Here is a 16,782-nt window from a genome sequence, read left to right on the forward strand (position 1 = left end):
CAGATAACAATCCGGATTGAACTTAAACAGCTTTCCATAACGATTTCTACAAAATTTTTCAAGATGAAAAAAATAATATTACTTCTGTTTGTCGTGATAAGCTGTGTCGCGCACGGACAAGATATACCTGCTAATGCTGACAAATATTTAGTTGCAAATACCGAACAGCAAAAGTTCAGCGGTGCGGTTTTGATTGCAAAAAATGATGAAATTATTTTCGATAAAGCGTATGGCTATGCAGATGTTGCTGATAAGAAGTTGAATACGATCAATACAGAATTCAGGGCGGGTTCATTGACAAAAATGTTTACTTCCATGCTGATAATGGAATTAATAAAGGAAAACAAACTATCGCTAAACGATCCTGTTTCAAAATACATTTTCAGTGCAAGGTGGGCAGACGGTATAACCATTAAAAATCTCCTTAGCCACACTTCAGGCATTAGCGGAACTACGCCTGCAAACGTTACATCGCTCACAGCACTTGTTGAAGGCTTCCATCCCGATAGCTCGCATTTCAAGCCAGGTAGCAGGTTTGAATACAACAACTTTAATTATCTCGCGCTGAGCTATATCGCGCAGAAAATTTCAGGTACCAGCTTTCCGGCGCTTATTAGAAATAAAGTGTTTGAACCTGTTGGCATGTTGCATTCGGCGATTGATTCTTTTAAAAGAACTTCCGATGATAAAGCCTTAGGCTATACGCTTGATCCCAATAATAATAAATGGGTAAATATCGGAAATGATGAAAGTGTAGCTGCGGCATCGGGAGCAGGGGCATTAGTTACAACAACGTCAGACCTTTTCACGTGGTCAAAATATGTGAAGAAAAAATTAAAGCAGGGAGACAGCTTGTTCACAAGAGCAACCACGCCCGTACTCGATAACTATGGCCTGGGATGGATCAACAGAATCCAGGACGGGCATCACATGATCGGCCATACAGGCAGCATTCCGGGGTTTGCAGCGATGCTCATGGTTTTCCCGGAAGAGAACACAACGATAATATTTCTTTCAAACTTCCAGGATATGAATACCCGGGATTTTATAAAAAATATTATCTCTATCGCTTTTAATGAAACTTTTGAAATGCCGACGGTTAAGAAGCGCATTGAACTTCCGGAAGATGTATTACAGCAATATGTCGGAACATATGGACAAAGCGCGCAAGACCAGTTGAAATTTTTTATCGAAAATAAAAAACTAGTGGTGTTGGCACCAGGAGGCGACAAGGTAAATTTAGCAGCAGAATCAAAAGACAATTTTTATTTGGAAGGTCCGGGAATTATTATCAGATTTAACCGTGAAAATGAAAAAGTCGTTTCAGTTTTTGTTAGCATGGGCAATCAAACATTAAAGAAATATCAATAAAAATATCTTCCGGAGGAAAAACCGGCTTGCAGTTGATTCATCAATTTGTTTTTAAAATGGAAAAATGAACCTACGCGTTACTCGATGGTAATCAAAAAAATTGAACTGCTTAAAAACCGAATCTTTATAGTAAAAGAATAAATAAACGGTATTTTTATTCTACAACAAGAGAACGCTTTTACCAGTGAATGATTCCAAAACATAATGCTTATACGCCCAGCAGTATTTGTAACTGTCAATCCACTTGACTTTTTTTAATTAAGTTTTTTAGAATTACAATCTGGCCAAGGTGATAATAATTGTGCTCGATTACACCCTGTAATTTTTTATAGAAAGATCCTTTTCCCACGGGGCTTTCTTCGGGAAGTCTTTCATCAGGAAAATCCCGAATTGCACTAGCAAGTTCGTTAACGGTATCGAAAGCGTTCTTTTTTAATTGCACCCAATCGTGCTCTGAAGTAATCGGCTGCAAATCAAACCCGTTGGCCGCGCTTATCTCAGGTTCAATCCCCTGCAATCGCTGCTTAATTGCCTTGTTGTAAAACGTCATGTGATACAATAGAGCTGCAATCGTATTTGGCGATGCATTCGTAACGTGGGTGGCTTGTCGGAAAGTAATTCCGTCAAGAGTATCCTTAACATTGACGTCCGACCAGTTGTTTCCTTCAAAAGCTTCTTGCAAGTGCGCTGCTATCAGTTGAGTTATTTTCATTTCCTTTAATTAGGGAAATCGAAAATAATAAAACTTTTTAGACCTCAAACGATTGCCGTAATAATTCCATGAGCTGGTTGCGATACATGATTTGTATGAACATTCTAATATTATCTGTTTGATAAAAAAGTAGAATAGACAAGTCAATCTTAAGCTTGTCTATTTTGCTTTTGCAAGCGTGGGCTTTGTTTGCAGGTATTTATAAATGCTTTCAATTTCCTTATCGTTCATATAGCTCAGATAGTTTTTGGTGACTTCAGACATCAAACCCAGTTTGCGGTTTCCCAATGCTACACCGGTCCGTATCAATTTAAAAAAGTCTTGTTTGCTATAAGAGGCTGCAATGATGAGATCCGGGCCAAGATGCTCTTCACCTTTCAATTCACGACCATGACAGGCAGAGCAACTGCTTGCTGCCAGATATCTTCCAAAAGAAACCGGGGTAGTATCACAATCTACATATCTCCCTTTGGTATTGGGTTGAATAAGGTCGGCAACAGCAGGCACTTTATTCTGCGTAATTAAGAAACGCCCCAGCAATGCATAGGATGATTTGTCGGGAAGTCCGGGCGTATTAGGCTGCTGCTTCAGTGTACGAAGGTGTGCAATTATTTTTGCCAGGCTTTCTTCTTTTAATTCATGATACATATATGAAGGCATAATGTATAAAGTATGGCCGTTCTTTTTAACTCCGTAACGTAATAATCGTATCAATTCTGCATTGGAGTAGGAAGGAATTACCTTTGTTAAATTAGGCGCCACAAGAGTAGCAAGACTTGGCGGAATTTCAGAGAAAACTTTTCCCGCCAGGTTTTCATTATGGCAATCACCGCAATGCGCCACGCGTGTAAGCCTTGCCCCTTCCGCAACCGATGCAGAGTCTGTTGGAATGGGCATATCTGTTAGTGGAACATCATATTTTTTGTTCAATATTACACTTGACCATGCATAAATGGCAAGCACAAGCACTAAAACAACAGATACTAAAATAATTCCGGTTCTCTTGATTATTTTTTTTATGGACATAAAGTGATTTTTATAAACGTGTTTTTAGCTTCTATGTTCAAACATTATTACAATCTTGTCTGCAATGAAGAACCTGGAAGTAAATTTTTTATGCAGTCAAAATTAGATTCGCTCGAACGTTAAGAACATTAGAAGATGGATGAAATGTTATTTTTGGCGATGAATTGTATTGGGGTTATGGGGATATCAGGCTGAGAGTTGGCTGGTTTCATCTATAGTAAATAAAGAAATAACCTGTTTTTTTATTTGCTGATACATTATATCCAATGTCGCCATTATAAATCTCACTTTATAAGTCAGCAAAAGATCCGTATTTCTTTCTTCATAAATATCCCTTAAATCCTGTTAGTTACCTTGGCCGCATTGGTCTGAAATCATTATAAGCAAGTTCTAAAAAAGCATTTTCTTCGGCGATATTTGAATACAATTTTTGAAGTTTAGTTTTTTACCTTTATTATTATCCCACAATATGAATGTTCCCATAAAAATTTGCAGAGATGAACCACACAAATAAAACCAATGAAATCAACAGGCTTGAGTTTTTAAGAAAATCCGGGCTGTTAGTGGCAGGAACAACACTTCTGCCACGATTGCTGAATGCAAATTCTAAAGACGGGGCATACAATGATGGGGTGTCAGCCTTAAAAATATCAGGCTATCAAATTGTGGTTCCCTTGCACGCCGGCGATTTAGAGAAACAAGCGGCGCAAGAACTTCAGCGCTATTTATCAAAAATAAGTACCTCAAAAATTTCTGTATTAGCTGAGAATGAATATACAGGCAGTAAAGCATTTTATATTGGGAAAACAAATTTTGCAAAAGCCAATAAAGTGGATATTGCCAACATAGCAGCAGATGGTTATATCTTTAAAACTGCCGGCAAAAATTTAATTATTTCAGGCGGCGCTAAAAAGGGCGTGCTCTATGGCGTGTACGATTTTTTGGAACAATCAGGATTTAAAAAACTTGCTCCGGATGATGTATTTATTTCTTCCATAAAGAACAGCAATCCCCGAACAACCAGCCATGCCTACAATCCACCCATCACTTACCGAACCACCTCATACGGCCAGATGGGTAACCAGGAATATTCTGACTGGAATAAACTTTCATCGCGGAGCGACTGGGGATTATTTGTTCACACGTTCAATACTTTGGTGTCTCCTGAACAATATGGCCAAAGTCATCCGGAATATTTTTCTTTGATAAATGGTGTGAGAATGCCGGGAACTCAATTGTGCCTATCCAACCAGGAAGTTGCAGATATATTGATAGCGAGTCTGAAAAAAAAGATTGCAGAGAATTCTGCTGCCACCTACTGGTCGGTTAGCCAGAATGATAATGATCAATATTGCCGTTGCGAAAATTGTAAGGCATTGAACGAAAAATATGGAAAGGTACCAAGCGGCTCAATTGTTTATTTTGTAAATCAAGTTGCCAGGGCTTTTCCGGAAAAAATTATTTCCACATTGGCCTATTGGTATTCGCGCAAGGCACCTCAAAACATCCGGATTGAGCCGAATGTAAATATCATGCTTTGCAATATCGAGAGCACCAGGCAGGCTCCGGTGTATGAAACCGATCCGGCATTTTCGAAAGACCTGAAGGATTGGGGCGCCCTTACAAAAGATATTCTTATCTGGGATTATAATATTCAATTCACCAATTACTTTGATCCTTTTCCAAATCTTTTCACGCTAAAACCCAATATCAAATTCTATAGAGACAACCATGTAAACGCCCTGTTTATGCAGGCAAACGATGAGCCTGCCGCTGAAATGGCATTATTACGCAGCTATATGATTTGCCAACTGATGTGGAATCCTGAACTCGATGAGCAAATTATTTTGGATAGTTTTTTAAAATCTTATTACGCAACCGCCGCGCCATTTATTCGCCAATATATTGACAGCATGCAGCAATCTTTAGTGAAAAGCGGTTTGAAGCTGAATATTTTTGGTGGTCCTATTGATCCGAAAGACGGATACCTGTCTGCAGAGATGATGTCGCATTATCAAAAACTTTTTGATGATGCCGAAAAAGCGGTAAGTGCTAATCCCGAATTGTTGAGGCGTGTACAGGTAGCGCGGTTGCCCATCATGTATGCTGCGATACAAATTGGAAGAACGGAAATTGATACACCGCGCAGCATGTACCAGCGCGATAAGAATGGTGTCGTATCGCCAAAACCACAGATGGTTGCGCTTGTGAACCAGTTTGTTGATGGCTGCGTTCGTGAAAAAGTAAAATTAATAAGAGAAAGGAGTGGCACTCCCGAACATTTTCGGGCAGCTTACCGGCGCATCTTTTCCAATATGGATAAAACTTATGTGGATAAAGCATTTAAGAAAAAAATTAACGCTATCACCCATCCTGCCGCTACATCAAAAGATGTGGAAAGCCTTACAGATGGCATGTTTGCGTCTTATGAATCGTGGCAGTCCGCAGATAAGAATTGGGTTTTTTATACCGGGAGCCACGTAGATTTTGTATTAGATCTGGGCGCAGTGATGCCTGTCAATACGGTAAACATGGATTTTTTAAATCCGCAGGCACAGCCCGACTGGCATTTGATGGCGCTGCCGCAATATGTGAGTTATCAAACCTCCACTGATGGACAAAAATTTAATGACCCGATCCGCGTGAACAATCCTAATAACCCTAATCCCGCCGAAAATCCCGGTATCAGTAAAATTTCCATTTTTTCATTTACAACAAATTTGAATACTGACGCGCGTTATATCAAAGTTCATGCGGAAAGCCTGTTAACCGCCCCATCATGGCACATCCGCGCCGGACAAACCATGTCTGTTTACACGGATGAGATTGTGATAACTTAAAAAAGTGTGAGGTTAAAAAGCTTTATATATTTTGTCAGTGAATAAAGAAATAATCAATTTTCTTATTTCGAATCGCTAGATAACGGTAATGCATACACGATATTGGCTGCTATTTTTAACGATGCTTCAGCCTAATTTGTAAACCAAAATAAATAATCCACAATTCTGGCAACTATTTTTCTTTGACGTTTGCTGTCAGCGGCAAATGATCTGAAGCGGCGATATTATTGATGGCTTTGTAATCTGAAACGGACAAGATTTTTGCTGCTTCAGGATTTAAGACAATATAATCAATTGTCACCCGGGGCGAATCAGATGGCGATGTGAGCGGGCAATCCGTTACACATGGAAAAATGAATTCCTTCCGTAAGCTTTGCATTTCCTTTCCCGAAGGAAGGCTGTTGAAATCTCCCGCAAGGATTAAAGGGGACTTACTTTGCCTGGAAATTTTTATTAATTGATTTACCTGCGCCATCCTGTTTTCGAACTTCAGGTCGAGATGGGTAGAAGCAAACAATACGTCTTTACCGGGGAACATTTCAATTCTTACGATGGCAACTGAACGGCGCTCTCCGGTGGTGTCAGGCATTTGCAACGTATATCGGTCATGCTCTTTAATGGCAAAACGTGATAATATCGCTACTCCGTACTCGCCCCCATCATAATCAATTGATTTAGAAAAATAATAGTTCATATTTGTCAGCTTGCCCAGCTCTTTGGCCTGATCCAAATTCACCCCTGACCTTCCGGTGTGAACATCTATCTCCTGGAGTGCCACAAGATCAGGTTTTTCCTTTTTGATAACAGCAGCGATGCTGTCTACATGTATGTCGTAAATACTGTGATGAATGGGCGCCGCATGCCTTATGTTATAAGTCATCATCTTCACTGGCGTACTATCAGTGGTAATCTTGTTATCAATTGCCTGCGGATTTTCCATTCCATGGGCCTTACTACAAACTATAATAACAAACAGGCTGACTACTAAGTTTAGTGATTTTATATAAATTGACCTCATTCGAATTGTATTTTTAAAGACTTGAATTTTATCTGTTCAAAAATGGTAGATAATGTCTCAAAAGTAGCGGCAAATTCTTTGAGACACCATCTATCAAAAAAAATCACCAGTTAGGATTTTGAGTAAGATTCGTATTCAACAGCAGCTCCTGTGTTGGCAATGGATACAAATAGTCCCGGTCCTCATCAAAAGTTTTTGGAACGTTAGCATTAATAGTCACTTTGCCACCATCTGCGCCATTTTCTAATGTAATATCAGTGCCGAGTTTCAGGTATACCACGCCTTGCTGTACAGGGGGTTTTGTGTCGGTGTAAATGACGACGTCTGGCTTACCGTTGCCATCAAGATCAAAAGCGCCCGGCCCTGGGAAATATTCGCCATAAAATTGTAATGAAATGAGATGCCCTTCTTTCCAGCGCATTAAATCATCCCAGCGAAAACCTTCCATTACAAGTTCTATTCGTCTTTCACGACGAATCTCCAGGATTACACCTTTATCCGGCCCGGAAACGTGAGTATATTGGCTGGCAAGATAAGGGTCTGGATCTGCATTCGCTGCTGCCACATCAAGAGTAGGCATACCCACACGATCACGTAATAATTTGATAGAACGGTTAATATCCTCCTGCGTAAGCGTACCCAATTCTGCTTTAGCTTCTGCAAAGTTCAACAGCACTTCGGCATACCTGAATACCGGCAAAGGATTCGTGTTTCCGCTGATCCGGTCATCCGGAGGCGTGGTTACAAATTTTATCAGTTGATATCCGGTAACCGTAGCTCCAAAGCTGGGAGCTACTTCTACGTTAGTACCCATACGCATATATCCTGGCGTGCGGATAGTTTCTGAAAGCCGCGGATCACGATTCTGGACTTCTTCATAAAATTGCATGCTTTCATGATCCGGTATATCAGTGAAGCGTGAACCATCCTTCATCAGGTAGCTGTTTACCAGCTTTTTTTCCAATCCCGGTTTGCCGTAGGATGGAGATACCGTGTAGTAATTTACAGTATGAAAAACCTGCAATGTTGTACTGAACGTTCTTGCCAGAATTACTTCACTTCCTATAGGATTTGATGCGGTAAATAATTCCTGGTAGGCTGTAGCCGGCGTGCTCGTATAGATTGTGTATTTTCCACTACTTATGAGTGAATCAGCGGCGGCGGCGGCCTGCTGGAATAATTCGTCAGCACCAGTTAATGGCTTGCCATAGCTATCTTTTCCAAATAGATCATCAGCGTGATATTTTCGCCAGGTGCCTTCATACAGACAAACCCGTGATTTAAGCGCTAATGCTGTCCATTTAGTTACCTTGTCGACAGAAGTATTTGTGGGTAAATTCGCAATTGCATAATCCAGGTCAGATACGACAGAATCAATAACAAGCATTCTTGAATCACGTGGCTTTTGAAGCAGAGTAGAGTCGTTAGCATCAATGGCTCCCGAATACCACGGCACATCGCCAAAGGTCTGCACCATATTGAAATAAAAATAGGCCCTGAAAAACCTGGCAACGCCAACATAAGGTGCGGATACATTGTCGGGCAGATGGCCTTTTGTATAATTCTGCAAAAAGAAATTAATATTTCTAAGAGCGCCCCAATTCCAGCCTCCTCCACTCACCGGAACGGTCCTGGCGCCGGTAAGTTCATTTGAAAGTGAGGTAACCACGATATTATCCACCTGTTCATTATAAAGGCTGACTGCATCAGGAATAATATCATTATAAAAAGAATTAGTATAAAGCTGCAATTGGCTCGCACTGTTAAAGCTGCTCCCAGGCGACAATTGTGACAATGGTTCCCTGTCTAGAAAATCTTTGCTGCATGAACTTAATAGCAGGATAAATCCCGAAAAAGCTATGGAAAAAAAGGCAATTTTATAAATTGATTTGTGCATTTTATTTGGTTTATTAGTTAAGCCTAAAAGGTAACATTCAGCCCGCAAGAATAATTTTTAAAGAAAGGGTAATTTCTTGCGTTATTATCGCCGCGCGAACCGGACGGATCGGCTGATACCTGTTCAGGGTCAATATATTTTGTTTCCAACCTGGTGGCAGTAAAAATATTTTCGCCGCTCACATAAACTTTTATATTGCTGATTTTCATGCGCTGAAGCAGCGACTTGGGAAGATCATAACCTATAGTAAGATTTTTGAGCCTGATGTAGGCAGTGTTTTGCATATACTTATTATTCACACTTCTTAGCTCTGTGTTTCCGTTTAAGGCCACATATCCCCTGAGTTTTGGAAAATACGCATCAGGGTTTTCGGGGCTCCATATTTTGCTTTCGAAATTTTTCGGAATAAAGCTATAATAAGGACGTCCGTAAACACCCCAGAAGAAATAGGTTTCATTGCCGGGATACCAGTCCTGGCGCCCTACTCCCTGAAAAAACACCGAGACAGAAAATCCATTCCAATTTGCGGCTCCTGTAATTCCAAAAGGAAACCTTGGAAGACTATTTCCAAGAATACGTAAATCACCATGGTCTGACAGTGTGTTCTTGCCATCATTAACCACATTATCGCCATTCAGATCCACAAAGCGTAAATCGCCCGCCTGCAGGTTTCGTCCATCCCCTGGCGAACTCAGGCGCGTTCTGTTGACATAGTCCTGGTTTACAGCATAATTTTTTGCAGCATCATCGCTTTCAAAATACCCGTCAACAGTATACCCCCAAATATCACCCAGTTTTTGGCCCACGTAATAATTACTGAGAAGTTTGCTTGGGTTGTCAAATTTTGTAATGTGCGATTCCGAATTCGAAAGAACGATGCCTATGTTATAGGAAAATGGTTTGTCTTTAATCGTAGTTCTGTCTTCCCAGTGAATGGACAAATCAAAGCCTTTTGTATCGAGGTCTGCCGCATTTTGTTTGGGCGAAGAGGCGCCGAACACGGCTGGCAATGTTCTTCCTGCCACGAGCATGTCAAGTGTTTTCCGATCATACAGATCGATTGTAGCGCTAAGGCGGTTGCTTAAAAATGAAATGTCTAATCCAACATTGGAAGACGTGGTTCGCTCCCACGTTAATTGCGGAGTTATCGGGCTTCCCACGCGCAAATATTGAGATTGATTACCACCTTGCAACCAGTTGGAAAGCCCTGTATTCATCACGGGGATGTAAGGGTAGTTTTGACTTCGCAAATTCGTGCTTAGCGATTGGTTTCCCAACGACCCATAGGAACCGCGGATCTTCAGTTCAGAGATAACACCGGACAATCCGTCAAAAAACTTTTCCTGGCTGATGCGCCACCCTGCGGAAACAGAAGGGAAAAAGCCAAAGCGGCTATCAGCAGGGAAGTGAGAACTGCCATCATAACGCCCGTTCACTTCGAAAAGGTATTTATCCTTATAGCTGTAGTTTATTCTGCCAAAATATCCACGCAATGCCCACTCAACGGAATTACTGCCCACTTTTTGTCCGCTGGTTCCTAAATCAAGCGCATTCAGATCTTCAGAAAGAAGATTGTTAGCACTTCCATCTATTGTGTGATATTTTTTATATTCCTGATTATAGCCCGCGAGTATTTTTATATTATGCTCACCCAGGCTTTTGGTAAAAGTAGCATAAGCATTTACCACCTGGTATTGATCCTGGCTGGCAGATTCTGTATACAGATCAGTCCCTAAATAATCAATCTGGCCGGGATAGATAGACCATGGGGTGACAGTGCTCCTGTGGAAATCGGAATAAGGATTCAACTGGTAACTATAGCTACCAATCACTTCCAGCTCTTTAGTTGGCTGAATATTTACGCTGACGGTGTTCGTCATGACGAATTCCTGTGTTTGTGATTTATCCTTTCCATATTCAAGCTGTAGATTTCTGCCATCGGCCATTCCGTAATTATTCAACTGGCTGCGGTAAGTAAATGTTCCATCGGGGTTCATTGGAACATAAGAAGGCAGCATATGAACGCCAAGGTAAACAAAGGCCGTGTTTACATCGCTTGCTGAGCCCGCTCCCGGGTAATTGTATGTATTTGTTGAAAACTGGAGATTATCGCTGATGGTGAGCCATGAGTTGATGTGCGCATTTACCTTCGTTCTTAAATCGTAGGCCGTGTATTTATCACGATGAAACTTCATGATTCCTGACTGCTCATAAAAGCGACCTGAAAGCAGGAAGTCTATTTTGTCGGTACCTCCGGAAAATTGTAAAGAATGCGTCATGGAAGGAAGATTATTGTGGAAGAAATAATTCCACCAATCTGTATTTCCGTACCAAACATACTGATCACGGCCATTGCGATTTTGAACTACAACAGATGGAAGAGAATGATCAGTTCGGCGCTTTTGCAATTCTTCATAATCTGCATCAGTATAACCGGTATAAATATTTCCGGTGCTGATTTGAAACGCTTCATCTATCAGCTTTCCGGTAGCGTATCCATCGGTCATGAAATCGTGGCTGGTAGTCGAGTTGGCTATCGAAAAATTATTGCTATACGTTACTTGAAGCTTCCCTGCCCTTCCTTTTTTGGTAACGACTAAGATTACCCCATAGGCTGCCCGCGCACCATAGATGGCCGCAGATGAAGCATCTTTTAACACAGTAACCGTTGCTACATCCTGCGGATTGAGCATATTGATATCTCCTGGTACGCCATCAATCAATACAAGCGGTTGTCCTCCATTTACTGAGGTAAAACCGCGTATGTTGATTTTGCCATTGGCTCCCGGACGGCCGTCATTAAAATTAATACTCAAGCCTGGCATCGCTCCTTGCAACGCCTGGCTTACATTTGCTATCGGCCGATCCTCTAACAGTTTAGAATCAATTTGAGAAACAGCTCCTGTAAGATTTACTTTTTTCTGAGTTCCATAACCCACCACTACCACGTCGCTAAGGCTGTTAATATTTGCAATCATTACGAGGTTTATCGTTGTTTTGCCCGCCGTTGATACCGTTTGAGTATTGTATCCCACATAGCTAAATTGCAACTGGGCGTCATCTGAAAGCTCCAATGAAAAGTTACCTTCTGTATCTGTAGTGGTTGCCTGGCTAGAGCCGACAACCTTCACCGTTACCCCTATTAATGGGTTACCGTTTTCATCAGTTATTTTGCCGGTGATTTTGCGGAAGACGGCCTCTGAACTTTTTTGAGAGATGATAATCAGATTATTTTCCAATGAGGAATAGGTAAGCGATGTATTGGACAGGACGGTCGTCAATACTTTTGATAAAGGCGTGTTGCTGACGTCTATGTTTATCGTTTTATCAGTTGGTAAAATGTTGTTGCTGTAAACAAACCGGAAATCCGTTTTGCTCTCAATTACTTTGAACAATTTGCCCAGATTTGCATCCCTGAGGTGAAGGCTGATTTTCTCGTCCTGTGAAAATGCTTTGGCCGAAATTTGTGTGGTGGCCACCAGGATGAACAGCGCGGTGAGTTTCATAATCAATAGGAATTTCGTTAATTTCCGGAACGAAGAAATCGACTTCCGAAGTTGAGTTTTTTTCATACTTTTAAATTGGTTTAAAGTAATATGAATGAAACAGGATATTGCTTAATAGGTACCTGTTTCTTAATTTAAGCTACGGTGGAATGTTGGCGCATTCCCCGTTTTTTTCATTTTTCGTTTGTGTGTTTATCGATGCATTAAGTCATATTTTTTATTTTATTTGGTTATCAAAACTTTATCATCTTCTATACGATAGTGAAAAAACAGGGAAAGTTGTAAGGCTTTCAAAGTTTCATTAAGGCTTTCATTTTCGAAAATCGCTGTGTAATGATATTTGTCCGCAATATCACCTGCCACACTTACCTGTATACCATACCACCTTTCTAATTTCACGGCCACCTCGGCTAAGGTTTCGTTGTTAAATGTCAGCCGGTTATCTTTCCACGACGTTTCAATTACTGAACTATCGGTTGAACTCAACATCACATTCTGCACCTGTAATTTTTCGCGAATTGCTTTATGCGCTTTCAATACAGTATCCGAAATATCTTTCGCGGCTATTCCTTCATTCTGGATGATGAGTTTATGACGAGGCTTCAGCACAATTTTTTCCTCAGGCCTGTCATGTACGGTTACCTCCACTGATCCCTTGATGAGGATAGTCTCGGTAGTTCTATCTCCGGGGTATGCCTTTACATCAAACTCAGTACCCAACACCTTTACGTTGATGTTGTCAGTATGAATTATAAACGGTTTAAGCGCGTTGTGTGTAACACTAAAATAGGCCTCCCCTTTTAAAGAAATTTCGCGCCTGGCGAGGTTAAAATCCTTTGAAACTTCAAGGCGGCTTCCTCCATTCAATGTAACTACCGAACCATCTGCAAGTTGAAAAGATTTCCTCTCGCCTGGCAAGCTCGAGTATATTAATTTAGGATTAGAAACGACTTCTTTCGCCGGCGATTTCGGCTGAGGGCCTTGTTGATAAAACAATACCAGCATTAACAGGAAACACGCCGCAATGCTTCCGGCATAAATAAACAACAAGCGTTTTTTGTTACCAGGTTTATTTATAAGAAACTCTTCCGAAATGTCGACCACGGCCTCATCCTTTCCTTTCTGCAAATGTTTATAAAATTTATTTTTAAATTTTTGAGAATCCCGCCTGTAACTCTGTAAGTCAGTGTTTCCATTTAATATAATAACAAGTTTCTTTGCCTGTTTAAACGTTTCAATTTTATGAGGATTATCATTTATCCACGCTTTCCAAAAAAGGGCGTCCGGATCTTCTTTGCCTAAACAATAATCCCGAAAAGAATCATTCATCACGAAATCTTCCACATCATATTCCATGTAGTTCATGTATCAGTCTTTATCTATAGAGGGAAAGGGACACTATTTTTACTATGGATTTCAAAAAAAAATTAAGACGCCAAAATCTTCATCATCGGATAGCTTTGCCTATGGCGTTTCGTTCGATTTTGGGGCCGCAAAATAAAGGTGAAAATTTTGTGCAATCATCCATGTGCAATTCCTTCACCGCCCGGAATAGTAATTAATTTTCGTAGCTAATGTTAGACAAAACACTTAAAAGCAGGCACACATTTAATGTATTAAACATATCATGATGACAATCGGCAAAAAGCCAGCGCTGCTAATCCCGGCATGGTCTTTTTCCATTTTATAAAGTTCGGCTTTCAATATTTTTAGCGAGTCGTGAATAATATTATAAGCAGTTCGCCTGGTAATGTTGCAGGAGCGGGCAATCTCATTATAATCAATATCTTCAAAAAACTTCATTTGCAATAATTGCTTTTGCCTCGGAGTTAGTTTTAAAAAAGCTTTATTCAATTTTTGTTTCAGTCCTTCATCTGTTTGTAATTTAATAAGATGCTCTTCATAGGATATTTCCTGGTGATGAGGGAATGATTCAATATCGGCAAGTTTGTACCCCTTTATTTGCTTTGCTTTTAATTCAAAAAGAATCTTATGTTTTAAAGAAGTAAGAAGATAGCATCTTACATTGTTTACGAGAGGAAGACTGGCTCTTTTATCCCAGAGTTCTATTAACAATTGGGTAATACAGTCATGAGTCAATGTCCGGTCGCCGGTTATTTTGATACCAAAATTGATGAGCCCTAAATAATGATGATTATATAGTGTCAGCAATGCGTTTTCATCACCATTTCTCAACATCGTCCATACATTTTCTGTTATCGCGGGAGATACCATATTTTCAAAGATAGGAAAAACTGTTATAGCCAAAACCCTTTGCACAAGCACAAAAGTATTGAATGCGGCCTGCCTGCAATTTTAAAAATTATCCATCCTGCAAAAACGTTTTTAACCTTAGTCGTCAGTTTTGTTTAACAAGATAAATGGGCTTATTTTGCTGCTTCTGTTTTCAATATGACAGGTACTAATTTATTACAATCGCGGCCTCATTTTCAAATCCTTGATGGCATGCGCGGCATTGCTGCCATCGCAATTGTGGTGTTCCATTTTATGGAATGGGTGTATTCTCCTGAAAAGAACTTTATTGGGCATGGGTTTCTGGCCGTTGATTTTTTCTTCTGCCTATCCGGTTTCGTAATTGGCTACGCTTATGACAAGCGGCTTCCAACAATTGGAATGAAACAGTTTTTTCTATCACGATTGATAAGGCTTCAACCCATGGTGGTGCTGGGCAGCGTACTCGGGTTACTTACATTTTTATTTGACCCTTTTGCAACTTTTCAATTTAGCTATCCCGTAACAAAAATTTTGCTTCTGTTTATTTGTTCACTGTTATTAATTCCGCTACCCATAATGGAAGAGCGGTCGTTCAATCTCTTTGGCCTAAACGCGCCTGCGTGGTCGCTTTTTTGGGAATATATCGCCAACATTATTTATGCTTTCATTCTTGTACGATTGCCCAGGCGGTTTTTGTTTTTACTCTTATTCCTTTTCGGTGCGGGCTTGTTTTATGTGGCTGCTACAAAAGGAAACCTGCTTGGCGGCTGGGCCGGCGAAAACTTTTGGGATGGCGGCATCAGGATAGGATATTCATTTACTGCAGGATTAATTATTCACAGGTATCAATTAATTATTAAAAATAAACTGGGATTTTTTCTACCTGCTGTCTTACTGGTCCTCGCTTTTATCTTTCCACATCTTCCCAATAATGGTATTATTGAAGCATGCATTGTGACTATGTATTTTCCGTTTTTAGTCAGCCTTGGCGCAGGTGCTACGCTTAATCCTAAAATGATTTCTGCATGTAAATTATTAGGTGATATTTCTTATCCTCTTTATATGAGCCATTATGCTTTTCTCTGGATATTTGGAAATTATTTTCTTCAATATAAGCCCGCCACAGCTATACTGGTTTGGATTATTATTGGCGGCACTTTATTGCTTATCTTTTTTTCGTGGCTTATTATGAAATTTTATGACATGCCGGTGAGAAAATATTTTACGCGGCTGCGGATGTAAGAGATTAGAAAGTTCTGCAATGAACAGCCCTGATTTTTCTCGTTTTTTTTTGCAAGATCTTCTTCAACTATTGATTGGGATTTGTTACGGAAGGCTATGCCATTAGTGCAAGCAAAATAAAAATTATTGATATTTTTTTGTTTACTGCTTTGCAACTGTATGCCTTATTATAAACATTTTGGCACATCCTTATGGCATGAAGGTTGTTGAAATTTTTCTGATTGAATTTATATCCTTCATTTTTTTAAATATAAAAGCTATGAACATTATTCCAAATCATGATCTGATCAAAAAAATTGATATCTGCGTGGCCGCATGCAACTTTTGTGCATCAGCATGCCTCAAAGAAGAAAATGTAAAGATGATGGTTTCGTGCATTGCGCTCGATCTTGATTGCGCAGACATTTGCAAAACTACCGGCATTTTACTGGCCAGGGATTCACAGCACGCAAAACATCTTTTAAAGGAATGCGTTGAAATTTGCGAAGCATGCGCTGCTGAATGTGGTCAACATCAAAATGACCATTGCCAGGCCTGTGCGCAGGCATGTACAGAGTGTGCAGAAGCCTGCAGAACTGCCGCCTGATTACGGAAAACCAAGATTATATCTGCACAAGAGATTATATTTTTTAATTTAAAACTAAATCATCATGCCAGACCCCAGAATTAAAAACGAAGACAAGTATGAAGCCTTGCGCGATAAGGGTTATAGCAAAGAAAAATCAGCCAGGATCGCCAACACCCCGGATTCGGGGAAAAAAGGCGGCAAATCTAAAGATTATGAAGACCGGTCAAAGCAGGAATTGTATGACGAAGCCAAAAAAGTGGGCATAGAAGGCCGGTCAAAAATGGACAAAGAAGAGCTGATACATGCGCTCAGGAATAATTAGACTTCCGCCAGATCTGCAATAGCCTGTTCGCTGTATCTTGGATTG

Annotated in this window: 12 protein-coding genes; 5 read left to right on the forward strand and 7 right to left on the reverse strand. The window is 40.3% G+C overall.

The features are described 5' to 3' along the window. The first annotated feature begins 63 nt into the window (after positions 1–63). On the forward strand, positions 64–1,371 hold the full coding sequence (locus tag EFY79_RS12535; RefSeq protein ID WP_123121056.1) for a serine hydrolase domain-containing protein: 1,308 nt from the start codon (positions 64–66) through the stop codon (positions 1,369–1,371). Between the two features lie 235 nt (positions 1,372–1,606). On the opposite strand, the gene EFY79_RS12540 is transcribed toward EFY79_RS12535, so the two are convergent. Both EFY79_RS12540 and EFY79_RS12545 read right to left on the reverse strand, forming a co-directional pair. Continuing rightward, on the reverse strand, positions 1,607–2,083 hold the full coding sequence (locus tag EFY79_RS12540) for a DinB family protein (protein WP_123121057.1): 477 nt from the start codon (positions 2,081–2,083) through the stop codon (positions 1,607–1,609). A 159-nt stretch (positions 2,084–2,242) separates the two neighbouring features. Further along, positions 2,243–3,109, reverse strand: coding sequence for a c-type cytochrome (locus EFY79_RS12545; protein ID WP_123121058.1), 867 nt, complete (start codon positions 3,107–3,109; stop codon positions 2,243–2,245). Between the two features lie 497 nt (positions 3,110–3,606). Between EFY79_RS12545 and EFY79_RS12550 the strand changes: the two genes are divergently transcribed. Next, the gene (locus tag EFY79_RS12550) at positions 3,607–5,949 is read left to right on the forward strand and encodes a DUF4838 domain-containing protein (protein WP_123121059.1); all 2,343 of its coding nucleotides are present in this window, start codon (positions 3,607–3,609) and stop codon (positions 5,947–5,949) included. Positions 5,950–6,121: 172 nt separating this feature from the next. Here EFY79_RS12550 and EFY79_RS12555 read toward each other — a convergent pair whose 3' ends face one another. From EFY79_RS12555 to EFY79_RS12575, 5 genes are all read right to left on the reverse strand, one after another. Continuing rightward, on the reverse strand, positions 6,122–6,967 hold the full coding sequence (locus EFY79_RS12555; RefSeq protein ID WP_123121060.1) for an endonuclease/exonuclease/phosphatase family protein: 846 nt from the start codon (positions 6,965–6,967) through the stop codon (positions 6,122–6,124). Positions 6,968–7,070: 103 nt separating this feature from the next. Next, a complete protein-coding gene (locus tag EFY79_RS12560; protein WP_123121061.1) occupies positions 7,071–8,864 on the reverse strand; it encodes a RagB/SusD family nutrient uptake outer membrane protein in 1,794 nt (597 codons plus the stop codon). Positions 8,865–8,887: 23 nt separating this feature from the next. After that, complete coding sequence (locus EFY79_RS12565) at positions 8,888–12,436, reverse strand: TonB-dependent receptor (RefSeq protein ID WP_123121062.1); 3,549 nt, start codon at positions 12,434–12,436, stop codon at positions 8,888–8,890. Positions 12,437–12,592: 156 nt separating this feature from the next. Beyond that, positions 12,593–13,735, reverse strand: coding sequence for a FecR family protein (locus EFY79_RS12570; RefSeq protein WP_123121063.1), 1,143 nt, complete (start codon positions 13,733–13,735; stop codon positions 12,593–12,595). A gap of 243 nt (positions 13,736–13,978) precedes the next feature. Beyond that, complete coding sequence (locus EFY79_RS12575) at positions 13,979–14,605, reverse strand: RNA polymerase sigma factor (RefSeq protein WP_148041916.1); 627 nt, start codon at positions 14,603–14,605, stop codon at positions 13,979–13,981. Positions 14,606–14,782: 177 nt separating this feature from the next. On the opposite strand from EFY79_RS12575, the gene EFY79_RS12580 reads away from it, so the two are divergent. The 3 genes from EFY79_RS12580 (at position 14,783) to EFY79_RS12590 (ending at position 16,737) form a co-directional block, all read left to right on the forward strand. Then, positions 14,783–15,847, forward strand: a complete 1,065-nt coding sequence (locus EFY79_RS12580; protein ID WP_123121065.1) for an acyltransferase family protein — start codon at positions 14,783–14,785, stop codon at positions 15,845–15,847. Positions 15,848–16,106: 259 nt separating this feature from the next. Then, positions 16,107–16,433, forward strand: coding sequence for a four-helix bundle copper-binding protein (locus tag EFY79_RS12585; protein ID WP_123121123.1), 327 nt, complete (start codon positions 16,107–16,109; stop codon positions 16,431–16,433). 64 nt (positions 16,434–16,497) lie between these two features. Then, positions 16,498–16,737: a DUF7218 family protein gene (locus tag EFY79_RS12590; RefSeq protein ID WP_123121066.1), complete on the forward strand. Its 240-nt coding sequence runs from the start codon at positions 16,498–16,500 to the stop codon at positions 16,735–16,737. Positions 16,738–16,782: the final 45 nt, after the last annotated feature.

The organism is Hanamia caeni (assembly GCF_003721595.1).
Classification (GTDB): Bacteria; Bacteroidota; Bacteroidia; order Chitinophagales; family Chitinophagaceae; genus Ginsengibacter; species Ginsengibacter caeni.

Excerpts from the sequence above, each read along its gene's own strand:
- EFY79_RS12535 (WP_123121056.1), top strand. The coding sequence starts at position 64 with ATGAAAAAAATAATATTACTTCTGTTTGTCGTGATAAGCTGTGTCGCG.
- EFY79_RS12540 (WP_123121057.1), bottom strand. The coding sequence starts at position 2,083 with ATGAAAATAACTCAACTGATAGCAGCGCACTTGCAAGAAGCTTTTGAA.
- EFY79_RS12545 (WP_123121058.1), bottom strand. The coding sequence starts at position 3,109 with ATGTCCATAAAAAAAATAATCAAGAGAACCGGAATTATTTTAGTATCT.
- EFY79_RS12550 (WP_123121059.1), top strand. The coding sequence starts at position 3,607 with ATGAACCACACAAATAAAACCAATGAAATCAACAGGCTTGAGTTTTTA.
- EFY79_RS12555 (WP_123121060.1), bottom strand. The coding sequence starts at position 6,967 with ATGAGGTCAATTTATATAAAATCACTAAACTTAGTAGTCAGCCTGTTT.
- EFY79_RS12560 (WP_123121061.1), bottom strand. The coding sequence starts at position 8,864 with ATGCACAAATCAATTTATAAAATTGCCTTTTTTTCCATAGCTTTTTCG.
- EFY79_RS12565 (WP_123121062.1), bottom strand. The coding sequence starts at position 12,436 with ATGAAAAAAACTCAACTTCGGAAGTCGATTTCTTCGTTCCGGAAATTA.
- EFY79_RS12570 (WP_123121063.1), bottom strand. The coding sequence starts at position 13,735 with ATGAACTACATGGAATATGATGTGGAAGATTTCGTGATGAATGATTCT.
- EFY79_RS12575 (WP_148041916.1), bottom strand. The coding sequence starts at position 14,605 with ATGGTATCTCCCGCGATAACAGAAAATGTATGGACGATGTTGAGAAAT.
- EFY79_RS12580 (WP_123121065.1), top strand. The coding sequence starts at position 14,783 with ATGACAGGTACTAATTTATTACAATCGCGGCCTCATTTTCAAATCCTT.
- EFY79_RS12585 (WP_123121123.1), top strand. The coding sequence starts at position 16,107 with ATGAACATTATTCCAAATCATGATCTGATCAAAAAAATTGATATCTGC.
- EFY79_RS12590 (WP_123121066.1), top strand. The coding sequence starts at position 16,498 with ATGCCAGACCCCAGAATTAAAAACGAAGACAAGTATGAAGCCTTGCGC.